This is a genomic window from Heyndrickxia sporothermodurans, assembly GCF_003055045.1.
GTDB classification, from domain to species: Bacteria; Bacillota; Bacilli; order Bacillales; family Bacillaceae_C; genus Heyndrickxia; species Heyndrickxia sporothermodurans.
The window spans coordinates 90,524-112,414 of the sequence record NZ_NAZB01000014.1; the positions used below are offsets into that span (position 1 = coordinate 90,524).

Genomic DNA, 21,891 nt, shown 5'->3' on the forward strand with positions numbered 1-21,891 from the left:
TACATTAAGAAACCAAGTTATCGTCTTTGAGCAATTTTCCTTTCTCAGATGTTTTATTATATAGCTACTTTCTATAAGTTTATAAAAATCCCTTCATTTTTTAAAAGCATTTCCCTTTAATTTTCAATTTTCCCCAAAAGGAAAGCCCCAGAATTTGACCATATTTGGTTGAATTCAAGGGCTTTTGTGTGAACGACTTCTATAATAGATGTTATATTAAGAAAATGACTACTCCAATCTTTTTACTTTTTTTAACTGTTTAATATCTGTTGTAGACGCATCTTTTAATTCCCTTTTGGAGTAATTACCCTTTTCTTCATTTATAATTACATATTCTATATCATTTCGAATATAACTTGCAGCCTTCCCCTTTTTGTAACCTATTACATTATCTAATATAGTTATCCCACTATCTTTTTCATATAAATTATAACTTGTCGGTGGACGACCAATGACATATTTATTTTTAGAAAATCCCACCATGTCATCTTTACCTAAACCCGTTCCTATACTTAGAGTCAAAATTATTTGTGCTATAAAAAAAATTCCTGCAAGACTTAAGAAGATTATCCCTAATAATTTAATGGGTCTTTTCATTGAACTCGTTTGTTTTTTTGGCATTTTTCTCTTCCCTCTACATTTGGGCAATGGATAATGTTTTTTCAAAAGACACTACGCTGAAAAGCTTTTGTAGTAATTATACCAAAAACCGAAAGTTATCCTTGATTAGTCGAAGGTACGAAAGTCAAATTAAAACAAACCTTTCAATCAAAGGAAAGGAATCATCAAATAATATTGTTAATTAACAAATTTTTATTGATATTCGATAAATAAATGATTATTATATGAATAAGATCAATAGGTGAGGTGCTTTTATGAAGCAAGGAACAACTGCTTTTTTAAATTCATAATTTTTATATTATGGATCACGGTCTTGCCTTTTGTGTATTATTACTATGGCTAATCTTTCAAAATTGAAAAATGGCAAGGCAAAAGCAATTCAGTTTTCAACATTAGAAGCGGTCTGCAAAACACTAGATTATCAGCCTTGAGATATTTTTGAATATAAAAGTGATTTAGAATTTTAGGGGGTGTATGCCATTGTCATTGATTATATTCATCGGTCTTTTTGGAGTGTTACTTGTTCTATTCTTCAAAAATCCAATCATTAATAAGCTTGGAGAAAATAATAAAATGGTCCATAAATTACAAACGGCGAATTGGTATCAAAATTATTGGCTAGCTGGGATCTTTTTATTTGGGATGAATGCCGTTTTATTTTTTGCAACCATTGGTATACTTTACTTGCTGATGTTTTTGATTATCCCGTTTATTCATATATTTATAATGCTTTTAGCGGTATTCGGAAGTATTTATTTATGGATTATAATAAATAAAGCATGGCAAGGCACGAAAAGAAATCGATTGAAGATGGGCGCAATTGGGAGCAGTTTTTATTTGATCCTGACCGTTCTGTTTGTTTTCTTGTTTGTCACATTAAAACCATCCTATCCTGGAGAAGATACATTTATGAAGGCGATTGGATTACTATTTGCTATCATCGTTACAGCAGTTGCCTGCATTACTTGTTTTGTTTTTACGGGATTTTCCCAAAGGAAGGTGTAATTATTTTTACAGGTACAAATTTGTTATTTGCGAAAATCCAAGTTTCACCTGCCAAGATGGAGTCTATGGGTCACAAATTTCTTTCTATGATCCACAAATCGAGTTCTATGAGGCACTAATTTCATCCGTTGATCCACAAACCGTAATTTCGTCCGCCGCGTTAGGTTCTATCGGTCCCAAATTTCTTTCTATGACCCACAAACCGGGTTCCATGCGGCTCTACTTGCTTTCGCTGATCCACAAAATTGTTATTTTTTTAACTGCCCATTTAAACAGAAGTTATACGTTTGTCGATGTATTGATGCTGATCGTTTGAGTAAGAAATGACAGGTGCTTCATGTAAAAGCACTCCTTTTTTGATATCACATGCAGCAAAAATAAAGCTTATTATTGTTCATTTTAGCAAACATTTGATTATTTAAATTATGATATAATAAGTGTTACAATTTTCACACAAGTACTCCAGCCAAAATCCACCATTGTTCTTGCTTAGGAAGTGATTGCTTGAATACACGTCAACAAAAGATACTTAAAGAATTGAGATTAGCTCAAGAACCCTTGACCAGTTCCGAAATTGGGTCTTTATTGCAAGTTAGCTCCAAAACGATACGTAATGATGTAAAGGAATTAAATGAGCAATTAGAATCATATGATGCATATGTATCATCCACAAGAGGTAAAGGATATCAGCTTATTATTCAGAACGAGCGATTATTTCAACAATTTATTCAGTCACAACATGATCCTCAAGACGATATTCCTTCCAATCATCAAGAACGTGTCAGCTATTTAATGGAAAAGCTGCTAATGAGTTCGGATTATAATAAAATAGAAGATTTGGCTGATGAGCTCTATATTAGCCGTTCTACTTTACAGCATGAGTTAAAGCATATTCGTGAGATACTGAAGAAATATGACTTAGCATTGGATCAAAAGCCTTATCATGGAATTAAGGTTATTGGTGATGAAACACAAATTAGGTATTGCATTTCAGAGTATTTGTTTAATCAACAATCAACCTTAAAAGATAACATGGGTGATTGGTTAGGAATTTTACCTAAAGAAGAATTGGAAGTTATTAAAGATCGTGTTTTGTTTAATCTCAGAAAATACCATATTATCATTTCTGATATTAGTTTGCAGAATTTAATTACACATATTGCTATTGCATGTAAGCGGATTCGGAAGAGTAACTCAGTTCAGATGGTTCATCATCACTTACAAGAGATAGAAGCGAAGAAAGAGTTTTTAGTTGCAAAGGAAATGGCAAAAGAGATTCAGGAAAAGCTTAACGTTTCATTTACCAATCACGAGGTTGCCTACTTGGCCATTCATTTACAAGGAACGAAGCTTTCTAATTCATGTACTCATAATATGGAGGCTTATTCCGTTATAGATAGTGATATTCAAGAAATGGTAAAGGAAATGATAAAACGTATTGATGATGAATATGGGTTTCATTTAACTAATGATGAAGAACTCCTGTTAGCAATGAGCCTGCATTTAAAACCGGCAATAAACCGGTATAAATTCAAAATGAACATTAGGAATCCTATGTTAGACGAGATAAAATCAAAGTACCCATTGTCCTTTGATGCTGCATTAATTGGAGCACAATTAGTACAAGAGAAGATAAATATCACAATTGACGAAAATGAGATTGGTTACTTAGCCCTTCATATTGAAGTCGCACAAGAAAGGCAAAAGAGGAATAAAAAAATGGCCCCAAGATGCTTAATTGTCTGTGCATCCGGATTAGGTAGTGCTCAGCTATTAATGTTCAAGCTGCAAAGTGAATTTGGGGACCAGTTAAATATTATAGGGACAACAGAATACTATAATTTACTTCAACAGTCGTTTCAGAACATTGATTTCATCATCAGTACAATTCCAATTGAAGAAAAATTAACTGTTCCCGTTATAAAGATAAGTACCATACTTTGGGAAACTGATTTAAGTAAAATTAATACGTTATTGACCCAGGGAGAGGCTGTAACGGAAAAGTATTTACGAAAAAAATACACTTATCTTCAAAAGGACTTTGATACGAAGGAAGAGGTCTTATCCTTTATCTGTAAAGAACTTGAATCCGATTGTCTCGTTGATGAAGGCTATTTAGAGTCGGTCCTTAAACGGGAGAGCTTTTCTCCAACTAGTTTTGGTAATATGGTTGCTATTCCCCACCCAATTGATCCGCAAACTGAAGATACATTTTGGTCGGTTGTCACACTTCAAAAACCTCTTCAATGGGAAGACAAGCCTGTACAGTTAATCGTGCTATTAAATATTAGCAAAAATAAAAAGCATGATTTGAAACCAATGTATACGTTATTAATGAAAGTATTAGACGATAAAAATATGGTAAAGGAAATATTGCAATGCAAGACTTATGAACAATTAAAATGGAAAATCAAGTGAAATTGCCTAGGAATTAAATACTTTCCTAGGCTTTTTTTACGTTACAGAGTTTCTAACTAGGTGTTAGGAATTTCCTTTGTTAACGGAAAATGAGTCTCTACAAATGAATACGCTTACATAATAAAATGTAGACAAGAGGAACAAGGAAACCTTTTCCCGCCAGTGTCGATAAAGGACGATTCTTATTCACGTAAAAACAAAAACATAAATGTTGCATTGGCGAACATGAGTGATAAAAAGGAGTGGATTTCAGATGTCAAAATTACCTGATGGTTTCTTATGGGGTGGTGCTGTCGCTGCACATCAATTAGAAGGTGCTTGGAAAGAAGGAGGCAAAGGAATAAGCGTTGCTGACGTTATGACCAAAGGCGCACATGGTGTCCCTCGTGAAATTACAGATGGTGTTATTGAAGGTAAGAATTATCCAAACCACGAAGCAATTGATTTTTATCATCGTTATAAGGATGATATTAAATTATTCAACGAAATGGGTTTTAAATGTTTTAGAACCTCTATAGCTTGGACACGTATTTTTCCAAATGGCGATGAAACTGAGCCAAATGAAGAAGGGTTAAAGTTTTACGATGATTTATTTGATGAGTGCTTAAAATATGGGATTGAACCAGTTGTAACATTATCCCACTTTGAAATGCCATATCATCTGGTTACTGAATATGGAGGTTTTAGAAACCGTAAGTTAATTGATTTCTTCCTTCACTTTGCACGCGTATGTTTTGAGCGTTATAAAGATAAAGTGAAATATTGGATGACATTTAACGAAATTAATAATCAAGCAAACTTCCATGAAGATTTTGCACCATTTACAAACTCTGGTGTGAAATATAAAGATGGCGAAGACCGTGAAAAAATTATGTATCAGGCTGCACATTACGAGCTTGTAGCAAGCGCAAAAGCAGTAAAAATTGGTCACGAGATCAATCCTGATTTCCTAATTGGCTGTATGATTGCCATGTGCCCAATTTACCCATCAACTCCTAACCCAAAAGATATTTTAATGGCACAAAAAGCAATGCAAAAACGTTATTACTTTGCTGATGTTCATGTTCATGGAGAGTACCCTGCATACATGACAAAGTATTTTGATCGAAAAAAATTCAATCTGGATATAACGAAGGAAGATCTGGAAGTCTTGCAGGAAGGCACGGTAGACTATATCGGCTTTAGTTATTATATGTCATTTGCAATCAGCCATGAACAATCAAATGAAGAATATGACTATAATGAATCACGTGATTTAGTTGGAAATGAATATATTAAAACTTCTGATTGGGGATGGGCAATTGATCCTGAAGGTCTTCGTTATTCATTAAACTGGTTAACCGATATGTATCGTTTGCCTCTCTTTATTGTAGAAAATGGATTTGGTGCAATTGATGAATTCGGGGAAGACGGCAAGATTCACGATGATTACCGTATCGAATATCTTAGAGCCCATATAGACCAAATGATTAAATCAGTAGATGAAGACGGCGTTGATTTAATGGGATATACCCCATGGGGATGTATCGACCTAGTATCAGCAGGGACTGGTGAAATGAAAAAAAGATACGGATTTATCTATGTCGATAAAGATAATGAAGGTAATGGTACTTTAGATCGTTATCGTAAAGATTCTTTCTATTGGTATAAAGAAGTTATCGCCTCAAATGGTGATAATTTGTAGCAATAAGTAGCGCTCTAAAAAAAAATAAATTTATTGGAGGAATTTTGAATGAAACAAGCTTTAATTATTTGTGCAGCTGGTATGTCTTCTTCTTTAATGGCAAAGAAAACAATGGAGTTTTTAAAAAACAAAGGGAACGACATTAAAATAGATGCTGTTTCTGCTAATGAAGGAAGTAAGATGATTGAAAAAGGTAGCTATGATTTATTCTTGGTAAGTCCTCAAACAAAAATGTATTATCAAAAACTTAAAGAGGCTGGAGATCGTGCAGGTAAACCAGTTGTAAACATTCCGCCACAGGCATACGTTCCTATCCCTATGGGCATTGAAAAGTTAGCGAACTTAATCTTACAAGAACTTCCGAATGAATGATATTCCGTTAAGTAGAGTCTGTTTGTACATGATGAATTAGGGAGGAAAACCAATGGAACAAGAACAAATTCAAAGCGTTGCCTTTGAAATTATTTTGCATAGCGGCTCATCAAGAACTATGATACACGAAGCATTTAAAATGATGAAAAATAATGAATTTAAGGATGCTGCGGACAAGCTGGAAGAAGCCAATAATGAATTATTATTGGCACATAAATCTCAAACAGCATTACTGCAGCAATATTCTTCCGGTGAGACAATCAATATGGAAATTATCATGGTACATGCACAAGATCATCTAATGACTACGATGACTTTAAAAGAGGTTGCTTCAGAAATGTTATACCTATATGAAAAACTCGAAAATGATAAATAAATGAGGGATTTGTATATGAAAAACGATGAAAGGGCACGGTTAGAAAAAAACAGGAAAGAGTTAAGTATTAAATCTATGTATTTTAATCGGTATTTACTAGTTAGATATGTTTCTGCGTTATTTTTTTTCACTAACCTTTACTGGCTAATTTCATTGTTAATGAGCGATTCACCATTATATTTTTTCCCGTTGATATTAATGATCGTCTTGTTATTCAGCATTGTAGAGCAAGTGAAGATGTTTGGAAATCATACCAATAATGCCAAATATACGAAATACAGCTTTACAATTTTGTTTTCTGCAAATGTACTTTTAATACCATTTTGTTTTTCATCATACTTCACTCAACTATATCCGTTTTTCTTAAACCAAGAAAAGTCCAAAATATTAGCTTCCGTTATTTTGATGACCGGGATATTATTAACTGCATTTATTCTCTATCGTTTAAAGCGGATCGAACATAATGAAGATAGACATTATCAACGCATCAAGAAATATGAAGAAGTTATTAATTAATAATAGAAAAGGGGTCTTTCTATGGAGTCAGAAAACAAAGTATTTGCGTTTTTAGAAAAGTATCTAATGGGTCCCATGGGTAAAGTAGCATCTTGGCGTATTGTACGTGCCGTTATGGCTGCAGGGATGGCTTCTATTCCATTTGTAATCGTCGGTTCGATGTTCTTGGTGTTAAACGTATTACCGCAAACGTTTACATTTTTAGAAGGCTTTTTCGATAACACTTTTTTTAGAATCAGTGATTTGTATATGCTGGCAAATAAAGCCACCATGGGAATATTAGCATTATATTTTGGACTTGTTATTGGTTATGAGTACACAAAAATATTTGCTGAAGAAGAAGAGTTAAATCTAAACCCATTGAACGGTGCTCTACTATCCTTATTTGCTTTCTTTATAACTGTTCCTCAAATAGTTTTAGAAAAAGGAAAAATGTCGCTAGTACATCAAATGGATGATGGTGGTACCATTGTTCATGGTTGGGAAATGGTGGCAGATGGTGTAAGTCGTCTAGGTGCAACAGGGATATTCACGGCTATCATTACTTCAGTTGTAGCGGTGCAATTATACAGACTGTGTGTAAAGAAAAATTGGGTTATCAAAATGCCTGAAGCAGTACCTGAAGGTGTATCTAGATCATTCACAGCATTAATTCCAGCATTCTTAGTTGCTTTTGTTATTCTAATAATCAACGGTATTTTAATTGCATTAGGTACAGATATATTTAAGATTGTCGCAATTCCATTTGGATTTGTTGTTAATTTAACCAATAGTTGGATAGGCATTCTTGTAATTTACTTTATCATGCATGCACTTTGGATTGTAGGTATCCATGGCGCAACTATTGTTTCAGGATTCCTGACACCAATCGTTCTTACAAATATGCAATCTAATATACAAGGGGCTAATTTTCCTTTCGCGGGTGAATTTAACAATGCTTTTGTAACTCTTGGTGGTTCTGGGGCAACTCTAGGTTTATGTATATTTATTGCCTTTTTAGCCAAGTCGAAACAATTAAGAGTTTTAGGAAAATCGGCTCTTGCTCCTGGTATTTTTAATATTAATGAACCATTAATATTTGGATTACCGATTGTCTATAATCCATTTTTAGCTATTCCGTTCTTTTTAGCGCCAATGGTTTCTGCATCAATCGCTTATTGGGCAATTAAACTATCTATTGTTAAACCAATAATCGCACAGATGCCATGGCCTACTCCACCGGGTGCAGGTGCCTTTATTAGTACAGGTGGACATTTTATGGCGGCAGTTGTTGCATTAATTTGTGTTGTAGTTTCTTTTCTAATCTGGCTTCCATTCATTAAAATGTATGATAAAAAATTAGTACAGCAAGAAAAAGGGGAACAGGCATTAATATGATCAAGCTCATTCACCTTTCAAACTAAAATGCAGAAGAAGCGCCCTAAGTTTATTTTTAGGACGCTTCTTTTTTACAAACCAAAAATACTAGCACGCGTTTCTTCCGGTGTTACCTTAAATAATTTCTACAAGTGTTCAACTATCGCGCCTTTATGAACATTCGCATTAGCTATGTCAATCCAGGCGGCTTTAGTCCTGATCAAACCACAATTGTTCCTTGTCATCAACATCGCCATTATAATTGATTAGAATCTCATCACCTGCTTTTATATCTCTGTAAGCATAGAAGTCGAATGTGTGATTGTCAAAATTAATTTCATAAATTGCATTAGGTTCATAAGAATGGTTAAACAGCATTCCATAACCAAGAAGAATCGCAGAATGATTTATCCCATACTCAAAAGCGTAATCCGCAAGTAACGTTTGCTCTATGTATTGATGCTGATCGTTTGGGTAAGAAATAACAGGTGCTTCATGTAAAAGCTCTCCTTTTTTGATATCACATGTAGCGAATACCCCTCTATTGAATTCTCCATTACTTAGTGGAGATGTTTTTATCTCAATCATGTTGTTCTCCTTCTTACTTTTAAAATTTTCTTTTTAACTGTATATATACATATTTCCGAAGGTGTTCTTGGTTACGATAATAAAAATTGATAACTGTTCCCGTTACTGGCAACATAGTCTACATGGTATGTTCTACAAAATTATTCAAATTCATTCTTACGTTCTTTGAAAAAGTCGTAAAAAAATCTTACATTTTCCAGTTCAGACCATCTAAATGTTCTTAAGAGGGGAGCGTCAAGATTATAAATCTTTGCATCTAGTGTTCCCAACATAAATGGCGAGTGAGTAGCTATAATAAACTGACAGTTAAAAAATCTTACCAGTTTATTGATTTCTTCCGCCAACCGAATTTGGTTTGTAGGTGAAAGAGATGTTTCAGGTTCATCAAGCAAGTATAATCCATTTGGGACAAGATACTCATCAAATATTTGAATGGATGTCTCTCCGTTAGAATATTTCTCATTGGCAAATTTCATAATTCCAATTTGTTTATACATCTGCGAGGATTGTTTCAACTTTTCCAAATTCTCCTTAGTATACCCCAATTTAGCGTGTTGGTACAGATAACCTTCCTTAAGAACGGACTCCTGCTGAATCTTCTTGATCTCATATAAAATATCTTCGCTTTTGATGTACAAACTATTAGGCGGTATTCGATCTGACTCCCCATCACCTTGATTTTCACCTAGGCTATATGAACAATTCAACATGAAATCTAATGGGTATTCACGATTTGTAAATTCCTCAGCACCAGTAATATCCAGCTTGTTTGCTATTAAATTTAACAATGTGGACTTGCCGGAACCGTTATTACCATACAAAACCGTAATGTTATGAAAGACAAACACTTCTCCAGATATTTTTCTGAACACATTGTATGGATATGCATTTGGATTATTGACTGTATGAGGGGAAAGTTTGAAGCTCTTTAAATAAATCATATGGGTAAAAACCTTCCTTTGGAAAAAATAAAATAGATATAAACAATACTATCATTATTAAAGAATGAATGGTGTAGATAACTCCTTTTCTTTGAAGTCTGTAATAGCTACAGGGAGGAAGAGTTTAAATGAAGAAGCGCCCTAAATTTATTTATAGGACACTTCTTTTTTACAAACAAAAAATACTAAACAGCAGGATTACACATTCTCTAGCCAACATTATGACCGACTTTCCTGTAAAGATAACATTTGTATAATTGTCTTCATTACAGCATCTTCTTCATTTGAACGGGTAATAAAGTTTGCAGCATCTTTTATTTCTTGAACCGCATTTCGGACAGCAAAGCTATACGTTGCTCGAGCCAAAAGCTCTATATCATTGTAACCATCTCCAAAGGCAAGCGTCTCTTCCGGTGTTACTTTCAATAATTTCTGCAAGTGTTCAACGGTCGTGCCTTTATGAACATTCGCATTAGCGATGTCAATCCAGGCAGCTTCGGATGCGACAATATAAGCGGACTCAAAAAAGTGAGATAATTTTTCCCTCGTTTCAAAACATCGAAGGGCCGGATCATGAACGGTTATTTTAACGAAGTCCTCATTAATTTCACTAAAATCGGATATCTCTCTCACCTGAGCATAGGAGCGTCTGACAATAGCGGCTTCTTCTTGCGAAATATTCCCTTTAATCACTGCACCATTTCTAGTGCACGCAATAATGGTATGATCCAAGCTTATATCCTCAAGCAAACGAATAATTTCCAGTCCTAATTTATTACTCATCAAGGATTCATAAACAAATTCCCCATTGTGCTTGATTCGAGTAGCACTATCTCCCAAAATCCATAAATCATTCGCATCTTCACCAAACAGCTCTTCTACACGTTCACATTGTTTGCCGGTTACAGGTGCAAAAACGACACCCTTCTCTAGCATAAGTTTTTTTACTTCCTTGTATAGTTCCCTGTTAAAGTCACCACTATTATTTAAAAACGTTCCATCCATATCAGATAGCACTAATTTAATCATATCATTGCCTCCTCTACCTTTTAAAAACTTTAGTGAACAACTACTTAAAATTAGAGACGCCCTAAATATAATTTAGGACGCTTCATTACGATTACGTTTTTAGTTTAAATTTTTAGCCACTTCATCTTTAACAGTGCAACCGGCACTTTCTAGTTCCGCAATTTTATCAGCAAACTGCGGTAAATATTTTTTATGGGCAATGAGTAGTTCATCTAAGACGCGTTTTGCCGTTTCACCACTCGGAATGAGCGGATTCATCGTGAAGGCTTGTAATGCTAAACCGTAATTGCCGGTTACTGCTGCTTCTTCCACACACAGCTCCATATTTTTCATTAATTGCAGCCAACCTCTTTCAGCTGGTTGAAAAGAACCGAATGCAATTGGTTTTGCTCCCGCAGCCCCGATATACGCAGAAACCTCGACAACATCATCCGGTGCCAAATCAGGAACAGCACCATTGTTTTTTGTTGAAACAACAATATGTGTATTTTTATTTGCATAGATGGATGCAATGGTTTCACAAGCGGCATCAGAGTAATGGGCTCCGCCACGTTTTGATAATTGTTCTGGTTTATAATTCAAATGAGGATCTTTGTACAACTCAAACAATTCCGCTTCCGTTTGTTTCACTTGTTGCGCCCTCGTACCTACATTTGGATCATTATATTCATCGAGCATATGTTGAAGCATTTCTTCATAGCGATAGTAATAACGATGGTAGCCACACGGAATCATATTCATCTGTTTCAGTTGTTCGATAAAAAATGGAGTGTCATGAATATTTGCCGGTATTCCCGAATCATTACCATACATCTTATCAATGATTTCAGAAGTAACATCATTTCCTTGCAAATCTTTTACACGATGCCAATGAAAATGATTTAAACCGGCAAAGGAATAAATAAGTTCATCCAACGTTTTTCCAATTAATTCTGGTTCAGCCATCATCGCTCCAACCGGAACATTGCACAAACCAATAACCTTTTCCCATTTACCATAGCGTATAATAGCATCCGTAACCATTCCACTTGGGTTCGTGAAGTTGATTAACCAAGCATTCGGGCATAATTCCTTCATATCTTCCACAATGCTTAAAATAACCGGAATCGTTCTGAATGCTTTAAAGATTCCACCAGCCCCATTGGTTTCTTGTCCCACCATACCATAGGATAAAGGGATTCGTTCGTCTTTTACACGGGCATTTAATGCACCAACCCTAAATTGAGTTGTTACAAAGTCAGCATCCTTTAATGCTTCACGCCGTTCTAACGTTAAATGAATTTTTACATCATAAGGGGACGCATCCCACATTCTTTGCGCCATCTTACCAACCGTTTCAAGCTTTTCCATGCCCTCTTCTATATCAACAAGCCAAATTTCTCGAACTGGAAGTTCTTCATATCTTTTAATAAAACCTTCCATCATTTCTGGAGTATAGCTGCTTCCTCCGCCAATAGTTACAATTTTCACACCTTTTGACATACATCATTCCTCCTTTTCTTCTATTGTAAAACAGGAGAAACAACAAACAAGGGAATGAAGGGAAAATCATATACCGTTTACAATTCATTTACAAAAATCCATTATTTTTGTAAATGCTATTTACGTAGGATATACTTTAGTTGGTGATTCATATGTTATTGACGGAAAAAATGAAAGAAAATATCTTCTCTCCTTCTGAAAAAGCAATTATTCACTATATGTTTGAGCAGAGGGAGAATATTCGTGATAAAACAACAAAACAAATAGCTGAAGAAACGTACACTCATCCCTCTACGTTAATCAGAGTTGCCAAAAAGCTTGGATATCATGGCTGGGTTGAACTGAAAAATACATTTATTGAAGAAATTGACTACCTGAATAGCCACTTTAAAGATATTGATGCGAATTATCCATTTAATGAACGGGACAATGTCATCACCATTGCGAACAAGATGGCTTTATTGAATCAAATGACCATTAGTGACACATTATCTTTAATAAACAATGATGAACTACAAAAGGCAACCGATTTGCTGAACCAAGCTGAAGAAATAAAAGTATTTTCATTAAACAACAACCTACTACTATGTAACGATTTTAAATCACATATGGGGAGGATTGGCAGAAAGGTCAATCTTTGTACAGTAGACCAAGGATACGAGGCGGCTAGCTGCAATTCGAATACATGTGCTATTGTTATCTCCTATACTGGAGAAACGTCAGATATTATTAGTTTATTACCGATGTTAAAGAAGAGAAAAACACCAATCATTGCTTTAACAAGTATTGGAGACAATACATTAACTAAATACGCTGATTGTATTTTTAGAATTACGACTCGTGAAAAATTGTATTCGAAAATAGGCAGCTTCAGTTCAAATGATTCTATCTCCTTCCTTCTGGATGTTCTCTATGCATGTGTATTTGGTAGAGACTATAAAAATAATCTCGATTATAAAATAAATATTTCCAAATATTACGACCATCGAAAAAGTTCCAATAAGGTGATGGAAGAAAATAATCATGATCAGAATTAAAAAGGGGGATCTACAAGATTCCCGCATATTGTTTATATATATAAACAGATTGTTATTTTGAAAGCTTTTCCTTTTAAACCTGGTTATTCTTTAGCAATTAACTTGAATCATTTTGACAAAAAGGGCACCAACTATCAAAGTATAAAAACACAATTAGTTATTTATCTTTAAGGATTTTTTATAGAAATAATATGAAGCATAAACAACAACGATAAGAACGATTAAAAGTAAGCTCATTATTATAGGAAAAAAGTACTTTGGAAGTAATATCGCAACTAATATCACCGCAAATCCATAAGCAACTAGAACCTTTGCTCCAAAGCGGTTGGATAATCTCCACGCTTCCTCATTTTTCATTGACCAAGTGGTCCTGACGCCATATAGTGGATTCATTTTTGCTTTCTGCATCGGATTCCCTATAATAATAATGATAATACCAATTAAAATCCCAGATAAATCGATTTCGGTATTCAATACATCAAGGTTTTCCATTAATAAAAATAAGTGAATAACAGTGTAAGTACCAGTTAAGATATTTAAAATAAGATTGTTTAATTGAGTCTTTATCATTTTTTTAAAGATGACTGAATGTATGATCCATGTTAGAAGAATGGCGATGGGGAATATAAATATTCCAACAAACTTGTTAACGTATACGTCAGGAGAATCACTAGAACTCCAATGAATTCCAAGTTGTTGTGGTAATTTTGTAATAAAAATAAAGCCAATAATAATGCATAACAAAATATTAGTTACAACAAAAATATTTTTCTTCAATTTTAAATCCCTTCCTTCATTAAAAATTTACTCTTTTCTGAGATTAATAATCCAAGTGAGAATATCTTGAAAGACAGTAGGATTAATTGAATAGATAATTTGTTTCCCTTTCCGCTCACTATCTAAAAGTCTTGTATTTTATAAAATCGTTAAATGGTCATTACATTTTATTTCCACTTACTTACTTCCTTCACCATATATACAGCAAATTCTTGAAGAAATACTGGATCCCACTCCTGCTCAGATTCTTCGTTTAAATATCGGGATAGGGCCTGGGACACAAGTGGTTTATATCGATTTATCACCTTCCTCTTCCCCCATTCTCCGCCTTCTTTTTTCGAGGAAACGACCCTTTCAGAAAGATAATAAAGAACTCTACACAGATTAAGAATATAGTAGACTGGTTGATGAACAATTTCTTCAACTGCATCCTCTACATCAAAAAGAATGGATTGAATATAATAAGTACGTTCTATGGGATAAAACACTTCGCGAACCGGTTTCCCAAACAAACATATCCCCCGTTCATAGGTCACAACTAAATGTGCAGCTAAATCCGGATCAACCGAGTCACCACATAGATAGTCACTATCTTGCAAATATTTTTCCCGATGCATCTGTGAATAGTGCAGTTCAAACGGCGTGGGAAATCGAAAATTCACTAGATAATTTTCTAGTAGAATACTCATTTCCAACTTATACTCTTCTAATGTTAATATATCTTGGATAAGATTCTTCTTTTGTTCCTTACATAATTTCTCCTTCACAATGACCAGTACATCCACATCACTCTTATCTGGTTGAAAGCATCCCATTGCTAAGGAACCGTGCAAGTAAACTCCAACTAAATTAGACCCTAATTGACGATCAAACAATGAACAAACCTTTTCTAAAAACTTTTCAACCGACACTTTCTACACCTGCTTTTTTTCGAATAGCTGAGGAGTGTTATTCAATGGTATCAAATCGCTCTACGTTTGCACCCGCATATTTTTGAGACGGAATCGTATTTTGTGTACATCCCTTTTTTACATCAGCTAGAAGAAATAGAAATTAGCAGACCAAATCGCGTATCATTTGGTCTCTTGTATATTAACGATTATGGGATATTACTACTTTAATTAGCAAGTAAAATCACAGCCTATATGCTATTTGGTATGTTGATTTTTTTACTTAAGCAGGTAATTGATGTCCGTTTTGAGAATAATCAATAAGCGTATATATTCCGGTTATACAGCAGAATAGAGCTCGGTTTGGGGGATTTAAGCGGAGGTTTTCCGATTAAGCAAAGCAAAATTACTCATTTTTACGTTTTTCGAGTTAATAGTCGGAATCCTTCCGCCTATTTAAGGTGTTTTCAGTGCTATTTTCTTAATTAAGGGAAATTTCTCCGCTTATTATCAAACTCGATTTAGCACCTAAATGAACTTGTAAAACTTCTCCATTAATTAACAAAAGCTTGAGAAAAAAAACCCAAGCTTTTGTGCTAATCTTTGTTGCGATTTTACATTTCCTCCATGTTACCAGGACTATTTTCCAACAAAGACATCACTTAGTTATTCTGAACAAGTTTTCGAATTTGTTCATGTATTTTCCCACTTAAAAAACCACCATGATAGCAAATCACGTTTTCAATATCGAATGGAAGAAATTTTTCTAGTGATTGAAATGCTGTTTCCATATCTGGCGTGTTGCGGGGAACGGGGCCATGCAATGCACCATTACTTATTACCATCGCGTCACCAACAATAAGGGTTTTGCTTTCTTTTACATACAAACTAATATGTCCTGGTGTATGGCCCGGTGTAAAAATTACTTCGATGCCTCCAAAGTAAGACAGTACCTGACCATCTTCAAGTGTGTGATCTACTTTTGCTTTTGGCGGATTCATATATAACGCTTGCATTGGTTGAGGAAGTGAATCCCAAACTTCTTTGCTAATTTTATTCGGATCTGCCTTCATCATATGTTTCGTACCTTCAATATAAGGTTTGTCTAGTTCATGTGCGTAAACTTCAATTCTTTCGTCTCTTGCCTGAAGAATTTCTGGAAGGCTCCCAATATGATCGATATCCTGATGGGTTAAAATTACCGCCTGCAATTTCTCAAAAGGAACTCCAGCTTTGTTCATAGCTGACTTGATTGGTTCAAGTTGACCAGGCATTCCTGTATCAACCAATATCGCTTTCTCGTCATCCCATAATAGGGTTGGATTTAGCAAAAAGCCTTCGATATTTAGTACGACCATTTCAACATGTTTGGAAATTTTCACTTTGCCATTCCTCCTCCAGATTGTAGTGCCTAATAAGAATAGCGTAGTTAGTTTGAAATAAAAAGAAAGCAAATGAATAAAACTTTTTCAAGTTTAGAACATCGACTTTTTTAAGTTGTTCTGGATAAGTTTCGAATTGGTTTCCCATACCGAACTAATACATACCACAATAATTTTAATTCCCGAAGAGCCACATTATTTTACCACGGTCACTCCGGAAAGTTGGATTGAACTTGAAGTCTATGGCAGTGAATCAACTCTTACTTGTATCGGAAAAATCATCAGGCATTTAATCTCACATGAGATTCACCATATTGGACAATTATCAATATGGTCGAGGGAACTAGAATTGAAACCCGTTAACTCCGATTTAATCATCAGGGTCTACTTCTAATAAACTAAAGAGGGGCTTACACCTCTTTTTCCTAAGAATCGCCGCGATTCTTTCATTTTTATCATCCTCGTTTACATATTCAAATAAACCTAGTCGATTTCCCCACGGATCGGAAAAGGTGCCCCATTTAACAGGTACTTCTTCCCTTGAACAAAGCTCAAATTGCTCAACCTTTAACTCCCTTACAAGTCTTTCCCGCGTTTCTTCTATATTCGTAACCCCTAACCGGATTGGACCGCTTCCATTTGAAGGTGTTCCTTCAGCCATTTGCAGCCAGCACCCAGGGATCATTTCCCATTCCGCAAAACCTTCATGAGGAATGAAATCTGGCTTTCTATTCAAAAGGGTTTCATACCATTTTTGTCCTTCTTTCATATCAGGTACACGAATTTGAACCGTCATTTGTAAAACAACTTGAATCATCATCCCTTCATCATTTTAATAGGAAGCTATAAATAAACTGCTCTCCCATTTTCCCAAATCTACTTCGCCCTGTATTTTGAAAACCAACCTTTTCATACACCTTTTGTGCTGGAATATTTAGTTTGTTCACAGACAAAACAATCTCATTGTATTCGGGGAATTCTTTACGAACAAATGCATTTAACCGCTCCAATCCTTTACGGGCATAACCTTTGCCTTGTTGAGAATGATTAACCGAAAATGCCGTTAATAGCAAAGCATGAGGATTATCGGTATAATCTTTCACCCGTGGACTAGTATGTAACACAAAAAATCCAACTGCCTCACCATCACTCATTATCACGATTGGTTGTTTTTCATGTATCACTTCCAAAGCGTCTGCTGGTAATGCAGTAAAACGAGCTTGGTCCTCCGGTAAATGATAGTCTTTCAGCAAATCAAAATATTCCGACTTATAAAAATGCAATTCTACTTCATTGCCTGTTTTCATATAAAAATACTCCGTGTTATTTATAAAACCATTTTACCACACCGAATATATGTTCGCAAATAATTCAATGAATAATCTTATATTTTTTCAATAATATCTTCTCAAACATTTTTCCTCCTACACTTCCTGTATTTTTTACACACATACACCATTTCATAACTGTCATTCGTTATCGGTTCCTCATTCCAATTTTTATAAAGATGAACAATTTCAAAACCATGCCTTTCCAGCAATCGTTCCATTTCTTTCGGAAAGACATATCGCAGGCTGATGTTTGTTTTCTTTTCATCAACGATTTCCTCAGCATCGTTTAAAAATTTTCGTATCGTCGTGTAATGTTGAACTTGATTAAGGGAATCATAGTGACTAATTGTGTATACATCTACTTTATGCTGACTTTCTTCATCTATATATGTTTTCCAATATTCCTCTGTACTTGGCTGCAGTAATTCTTCTGTACTCGGGAACCGTGTCCCAAAAATAAAGATCCCATCCACGTTCAAATGTTTGTTCACAGAGTTTAATAATGCATCCTGGGCTTCATTTGTCAGGAAGTGCTGAAATGAATTTCCGACTGTATAAATAAGATTGCTCTTTACATTTAAGTTAAGCTCCGCGCAATCTTGTTCGATCCACTCAATTGGTAAATTAAGCTTGTCCGTTTTCCTTTTCGCTTCTGCTAGCATTCCGTTATGTACATCAACACCGATGAGCTTGTGTCCGTTCTTTGCTAAAGGGATCGTCGCTCTACCCGTACCACAGGCGACATCGATAATCGTTCCTTCCGTTTTTGCCGCCCATTTTAATAAAAATGGAATGTCCGCTGTGTATGATTCATTTTCTTTATCGTATAAAATTGGATCATCGTACTCTTCGAAGTTTTCCATAAATATCAGCTCCTTTAATGTAGAAATAAGTCATCCTTTTCTTTTTCATTTTATTATACATGAATGAGGAAATAGACATCTGAAGGAATTTATCGAATTTTTTCCACAAAAACCGTATGTATCACCACTGATTGGAAAAAATAAGAATCCTAACGATTTTGTACATTATGTTTTCAAAGGAAAATAATATAGCAGGAGTTGTATATAAATGGTAAAGAGTAATTCTTTAAATGAAAAATTAAGTGCAGCTGAAATGGGAAAATTATGGGCTACATATATGGGTAATTCCATGTCTATTCGGGTCCTAACATACTACCTTCTGCATACGGAAGATAAAGATATCAAAAAGGTTTTAAATGATGCATTACATCTAAGTGAGTCAATGGTTAAAGAAATTGAAAAAATATTTATTCAAGAAGACTTTCCAATACCTTTGGGGTTTGGTGAACAGGATGTGAATCTAAGCGCTCCACGACTATTTGCAGATGAATTTTATCTTTATTATTTGAAATATGCAGGAAAAGCAGGACTCAGTCTTTATTCTATTGCCATTCCAATCGTAATTAGAGAGGATGTTAAAGAATTTTTTTCTTATTGTCTTAACTCTACGAAAAAGCTTTTATTTGAAGTAAATAATGTACTTAATATGAAAGGTTTATTAATAAAGACTACAACTATTCCTACACCTGAAAAAGTTAAATTTATAAAAGAGAATAATTATTTAAATGGATTCCTTGGTGATGTAAGAAATCTTCATAGCTTAGAGATCGCGCATTTGTTTGATAATATTGAAAATGATATTACGAGTAAAGCGCTTCTTATTGGATTTAGCCAAGTAGCTAAAAATGAGAAAGTAAAAGATTTTTTTATTAAAGGAAGGAACATAACCAATAAACATATAGAAAATTGTTCAAAAAAATTACATAAAGATCATTTACCTTCCCCATCTTTTTTGGACCATCTAGTAAGTACATCCACCGATTCACCATTTTCAGATAAATTGATGGTATTCCATAAGATAGACATGTTTTCTATGAAGGTGCGATCTTATGCGAATTCATTATCCGCAAACGGAAGGAAGGATTTGGCAACGATGTATTCTCGTTTTTTAATTGAAATCGGTCTTTTTGTGGAGGACGGTATGAATATCATGATAGAAAATGATTGGATGGAACGTCCACCCGAAGCGGTCGACAGGGACCATTTAGCTTCAGACAAATTTTTATAAAAATAATCCTATTTAATGAATATTTCACTAAATATTCATACTATTTTAATTTTACCTAGGCTATTTTAGGGTATAATGAAATATGAAAGGAGTGTAAGTTATGAGAAAAAATATTACATTAAAAGAACTTGTAAATAAAAATAGATTAGACATTATTAAAGATCAGAAGGCTTTAGAAAAAATAGAAATAAAAATTGATAAAAAATACAGTATCCAAAAACAAATGTAGTGATAAGAGGACTCCTAAACGGGGTCCTTCTTTATGATATTATTATGTAGAAAACTCAAGACTAAAAAAAGTAAGGTAGATAATATAAAAAGCTTATAACGATGCCGATAATAGAAAAAGAATAGATTCCTATCAAAAAGGGATTTAATGCCAACTTAAATACTTTTATTTCACTCACACTATAGTCGCCGCCGTATTGCTTAATAATAACCTTTTGCTGATTCACTGAATAGGTTCGAAAATAAGAGTATAACCAAGCAATCCCGGAAATAATAAAACTAAATACAAATAACGTATCTATTATAAAGGTCCTAAATTGAAAAGAAAGTATGACTACCAGCGCTGATTGAATTAGATATGCTCCTAAGAGGATGAGTAATTTCCCTTTTTTCGATTGAACGAGTGCAATATACCTTTTCTCAAATTTTTTGGCGATAAATCCCCACAAAAAGGCAACCCCTATAATTGCCATTACAAAAATAACCGTGATAAGTACTCTCATATAATAATTCAAGAAATCACCTCTTCCCTTTTACAAAAAGTTCTACTATTTAGGGAGAGGCATTCACTAATTTGATCCATCTGTTCACGAAGAGCTCCTTTTAAAATTATTCTTAATCTATTATTCGACAAGAAGAAAAGAAACCCTTCCTTTAATTTCCTTAATTTTTAATTGAAAAGAGGATCCATCGATGATTTCAATATCCTCCATTTATTTGAATAACGTGGCATCCCTTTTTCACCTCAATTATACAATTCAGAAAACCATCTCCTTATTGAATTAATCCCCGCAATCGCTCTACATGACTCCTATCTTTATTAAGAAGTTCTTTAATTAACTGAAGACTTTCCGGATCGAGATCCCCTCTAACGATTTCTTTTGCCATCTGTATCCCTTTATTTTCACCATTTAACGCATCTTCCAGCATCTCGGATGTATCATTTGGAATTGTAAAATGATTGATATAACCTTGTATGGAACCAACGATGCCCTCACTATCAGCAGGTTTTCCCCCGAGATTTTGAATTCTTTCTGCAACTTTGGAAGCATCGTTTTTAAGTTCTTGCTGAATCTTTTGAAGCTCTCGTTTGATTTGTTCATCCGATATTTTTTGAATATAGTTTTCATAAGCATGTATCCCCATATATTGACCTTTCAAAAAATCATTCAACGTGTTGATTACGTGATTATTTACCATATTTACCCTCCTAACTATATAAGAAAAACGCCAATAACGAGGCGTCTTATCATGAGTACTATTCATCCTTAGTTACAATCCCTTTTGCATTCGGATCCACATCATTTCCACCATAGTCTGGTAAATGACCCGCGTGATTCTTATTATATGAAGACCCTGATCCATTTTTTGTATTGGATGATTTTGTTTTTTTGTTATTCTCCATCAACATTCACCTCCCGCTCAACATATATAATGTTCATTAATTTAAAAAAATATCCGCCGTCCTTTATTCAAAACGCTTGGCAATCGATGAATCACTTTTTCTTTAACTCCCATTTTTTCGATTACTTTCTTTTTGGGTGCTAAACCTCTTCTTTTTCTATCTTTTTTCTGATCCAAACGTAAAAAAACTTATCCTTAGGTGGATATTTTCATCAGTACTTTCCAGAGGCAAAAATTGAGAACTTTACATATAAAAATAGAGCGGCCGCCAAAAACGGCCAAATCCCTTTGTCATTTTTAGAAAAGTCAAAGCAAAATTCGCATGTGATCGAAATTCTTTCTCTGATATTGGTGAAGAAAGAT

At 34.4% G+C, this 21,891-nt stretch carries 24 protein-coding genes and 3 pseudogenes; 12 read left to right on the forward strand and 15 right to left on the reverse strand.

The window, feature by feature from the left end:
- Positions 1-228 precede the first annotated feature (228 nt).
- Entirely contained in the window at positions 229-621 is a 393-nt protein-coding gene (locus B5V89_RS05840; RefSeq protein WP_373454649.1) for a hypothetical protein, read from the reverse strand.
- Between the two features lie 329 nt (positions 622-950).
- On the opposite strand from B5V89_RS05840, the pseudogene B5V89_RS05845 reads away from it, so the two are divergent.
- The 8 genes and pseudogenes from B5V89_RS05845 to celB all read left to right on the forward strand — a co-directional run.
- Positions 951-1,052, forward strand: a pseudogene (locus B5V89_RS05845) (helix-turn-helix domain-containing protein); the annotation flags it as partial.
- Between the two features lie 43 nt (positions 1,053-1,095).
- Positions 1,096-1,626: a hypothetical protein gene (locus B5V89_RS05850; protein ID WP_108070907.1), complete on the forward strand. Its 531-nt coding sequence runs from the start codon at positions 1,096-1,098 to the stop codon at positions 1,624-1,626.
- Positions 1,627-2,130: 504 nt separating this feature from the next.
- On the forward strand, positions 2,131-4,044 hold the full coding sequence (locus B5V89_RS05855; protein ID WP_108070909.1) for a BglG family transcription antiterminator: 1,914 nt from the start codon (positions 2,131-2,133) through the stop codon (positions 4,042-4,044).
- A gap of 253 nt (positions 4,045-4,297) precedes the next feature.
- Positions 4,298-5,728: a 6-phospho-beta-glucosidase gene (locus B5V89_RS05860; protein ID WP_108070911.1), complete on the forward strand. Its 1,431-nt coding sequence runs from the start codon at positions 4,298-4,300 to the stop codon at positions 5,726-5,728.
- Positions 5,729-5,776: 48 nt separating this feature from the next.
- Positions 5,777-6,100, forward strand: a complete 324-nt coding sequence (locus tag B5V89_RS05865; protein ID WP_107920920.1) for a PTS cellobiose transporter subunit IIB — start codon at positions 5,777-5,779, stop codon at positions 6,098-6,100.
- A 52-nt stretch (positions 6,101-6,152) separates the two neighbouring features.
- Positions 6,153-6,476: a PTS cellobiose transporter subunit IIA gene (locus B5V89_RS05870; protein ID WP_107920919.1), complete on the forward strand. Its 324-nt coding sequence runs from the start codon at positions 6,153-6,155 to the stop codon at positions 6,474-6,476.
- A gap of 15 nt (positions 6,477-6,491) precedes the next feature.
- Positions 6,492-6,992 carry a hypothetical protein gene (locus B5V89_RS05875; RefSeq protein ID WP_107920918.1) on the forward strand — a complete coding sequence of 167 codons (501 nt, stop codon included), beginning with the start codon at positions 6,492-6,494 and terminating at the stop codon, positions 6,990-6,992.
- A gap of 21 nt (positions 6,993-7,013) precedes the next feature.
- Entirely contained in the window at positions 7,014-8,369 is a 1,356-nt protein-coding gene (gene celB / locus B5V89_RS05880) for a PTS cellobiose transporter subunit IIC (RefSeq protein ID WP_107920917.1), read from the forward strand.
- 189 nt (positions 8,370-8,558) lie between these two features.
- Here celB and B5V89_RS05885 read toward each other — a convergent pair whose 3' ends face one another.
- The 4 genes from B5V89_RS05885 to B5V89_RS05900 form a co-directional block, all read right to left on the reverse strand.
- Positions 8,559-8,936, reverse strand: coding sequence for an SET domain-containing protein (locus B5V89_RS05885; RefSeq protein ID WP_108070913.1), 378 nt, complete (start codon positions 8,934-8,936; stop codon positions 8,559-8,561).
- A 140-nt stretch (positions 8,937-9,076) separates the two neighbouring features.
- Entirely contained in the window at positions 9,077-9,877 is an 801-nt protein-coding gene (locus B5V89_RS05890; protein ID WP_108070915.1) for an AAA family ATPase, read from the reverse strand.
- 219 nt (positions 9,878-10,096) lie between these two features.
- Entirely contained in the window at positions 10,097-10,906 is an 810-nt protein-coding gene (locus B5V89_RS05895; protein WP_108070917.1) for an HAD family hydrolase, read from the reverse strand.
- A gap of 99 nt (positions 10,907-11,005) precedes the next feature.
- Positions 11,006-12,388, reverse strand: a complete 1,383-nt coding sequence (locus tag B5V89_RS05900; protein WP_108070919.1) for a 6-phospho-beta-glucosidase — start codon at positions 12,386-12,388, stop codon at positions 11,006-11,008.
- A 152-nt stretch (positions 12,389-12,540) separates the two neighbouring features.
- Between B5V89_RS05900 and B5V89_RS05905 the strand changes: the two genes are divergently transcribed.
- Entirely contained in the window at positions 12,541-13,425 is an 885-nt protein-coding gene (locus tag B5V89_RS05905) for a MurR/RpiR family transcriptional regulator (RefSeq protein ID WP_108070920.1), read from the forward strand.
- A gap of 153 nt (positions 13,426-13,578) precedes the next feature.
- Here B5V89_RS05905 and B5V89_RS05910 read toward each other — a convergent pair whose 3' ends face one another.
- From B5V89_RS05910 to B5V89_RS20705, 4 genes and pseudogenes are all read right to left on the reverse strand, one after another.
- Positions 13,579-14,202 carry an SdpI family protein gene (locus tag B5V89_RS05910; RefSeq protein ID WP_108070923.1) on the reverse strand — a complete coding sequence of 208 codons (624 nt, stop codon included), beginning with the start codon at positions 14,200-14,202 and terminating at the stop codon, positions 13,579-13,581.
- Between the two features lie 167 nt (positions 14,203-14,369).
- Entirely contained in the window at positions 14,370-15,113 is a 744-nt protein-coding gene (locus B5V89_RS05915) for an aminoglycoside adenylyltransferase domain-containing protein (protein ID WP_108070925.1), read from the reverse strand.
- Positions 15,114-15,754: 641 nt separating this feature from the next.
- A complete protein-coding gene (locus B5V89_RS05920) occupies positions 15,755-16,474 on the reverse strand; it encodes an MBL fold metallo-hydrolase (RefSeq protein WP_181294614.1) in 720 nt (239 codons plus the stop codon).
- A gap of 110 nt (positions 16,475-16,584) precedes the next feature.
- Positions 16,585-16,718 (reverse strand): annotated as a pseudogene (locus B5V89_RS20705) (DUF3626 domain-containing protein); the annotation flags it as partial.
- Between the two features lie 27 nt (positions 16,719-16,745).
- Between B5V89_RS20705 and B5V89_RS20380 the strand changes: the two are divergent.
- A pseudogene (locus tag B5V89_RS20380) lies at positions 16,746-16,868 on the forward strand (DinB family protein); the annotation flags it as partial.
- On the opposite strand, the gene B5V89_RS05930 reads toward B5V89_RS20380, so the two are convergent.
- The 3 genes from B5V89_RS05930 to B5V89_RS05940 all read right to left on the reverse strand — a co-directional run bounded on the left by B5V89_RS05930 (position 16,845) and on the right by B5V89_RS05940 (position 18,668).
- On the reverse strand, positions 16,845-17,291 hold the full coding sequence (locus tag B5V89_RS05930; RefSeq protein ID WP_108070927.1) for a VOC family protein: 447 nt from the start codon (positions 17,289-17,291) through the stop codon (positions 16,845-16,847). The pseudogene B5V89_RS20380 and the gene B5V89_RS05930 sit on opposite strands and share 24 nt — an antisense overlap.
- Before the next feature lie 10 nt (positions 17,292-17,301).
- A complete protein-coding gene (locus tag B5V89_RS05935) occupies positions 17,302-17,781 on the reverse strand; it encodes a GNAT family N-acetyltransferase (protein ID WP_066234861.1) in 480 nt (159 codons plus the stop codon).
- Positions 17,782-17,882: 101 nt separating this feature from the next.
- The gene (locus B5V89_RS05940) at positions 17,883-18,668 is read right to left on the reverse strand and encodes a class I SAM-dependent methyltransferase (RefSeq protein ID WP_108070929.1); all 786 of its coding nucleotides are present in this window, start codon (positions 18,666-18,668) and stop codon (positions 17,883-17,885) included.
- 208 nt (positions 18,669-18,876) lie between these two features.
- On the opposite strand from B5V89_RS05940, the gene B5V89_RS05945 reads away from it, so the two are divergent.
- Positions 18,877-19,896 (forward strand): DUF3231 family protein, encoded by a 1,020-nt coding sequence (locus tag B5V89_RS05945; protein ID WP_108070931.1) that lies wholly within the window; start codon positions 18,877-18,879, stop codon positions 19,894-19,896.
- A 100-nt stretch (positions 19,897-19,996) separates the two neighbouring features.
- Positions 19,997-20,125, forward strand: coding sequence for an FbpB family small basic protein (locus tag B5V89_RS05950; RefSeq protein WP_107921044.1), 129 nt, complete (start codon positions 19,997-19,999; stop codon positions 20,123-20,125).
- A gap of 61 nt (positions 20,126-20,186) precedes the next feature.
- Here B5V89_RS05950 and B5V89_RS05955 read toward each other — a convergent pair whose 3' ends face one another.
- From B5V89_RS05955 to B5V89_RS20030, 3 genes are all read right to left on the reverse strand, one after another.
- Positions 20,187-20,639 carry a hypothetical protein gene (locus B5V89_RS05955; protein ID WP_108070933.1) on the reverse strand — a complete coding sequence of 151 codons (453 nt, stop codon included), beginning with the start codon at positions 20,637-20,639 and terminating at the stop codon, positions 20,187-20,189.
- Positions 20,640-20,898: 259 nt separating this feature from the next.
- On the reverse strand, positions 20,899-21,324 hold the full coding sequence (locus B5V89_RS05960) for a DUF2383 domain-containing protein (protein ID WP_108070935.1): 426 nt from the start codon (positions 21,322-21,324) through the stop codon (positions 20,899-20,901).
- A 58-nt stretch (positions 21,325-21,382) separates the two neighbouring features.
- Entirely contained in the window at positions 21,383-21,529 is a 147-nt protein-coding gene (locus B5V89_RS20030; protein WP_160331475.1) for a hypothetical protein, read from the reverse strand.
- Positions 21,530-21,891: the final 362 nt, after the last annotated feature.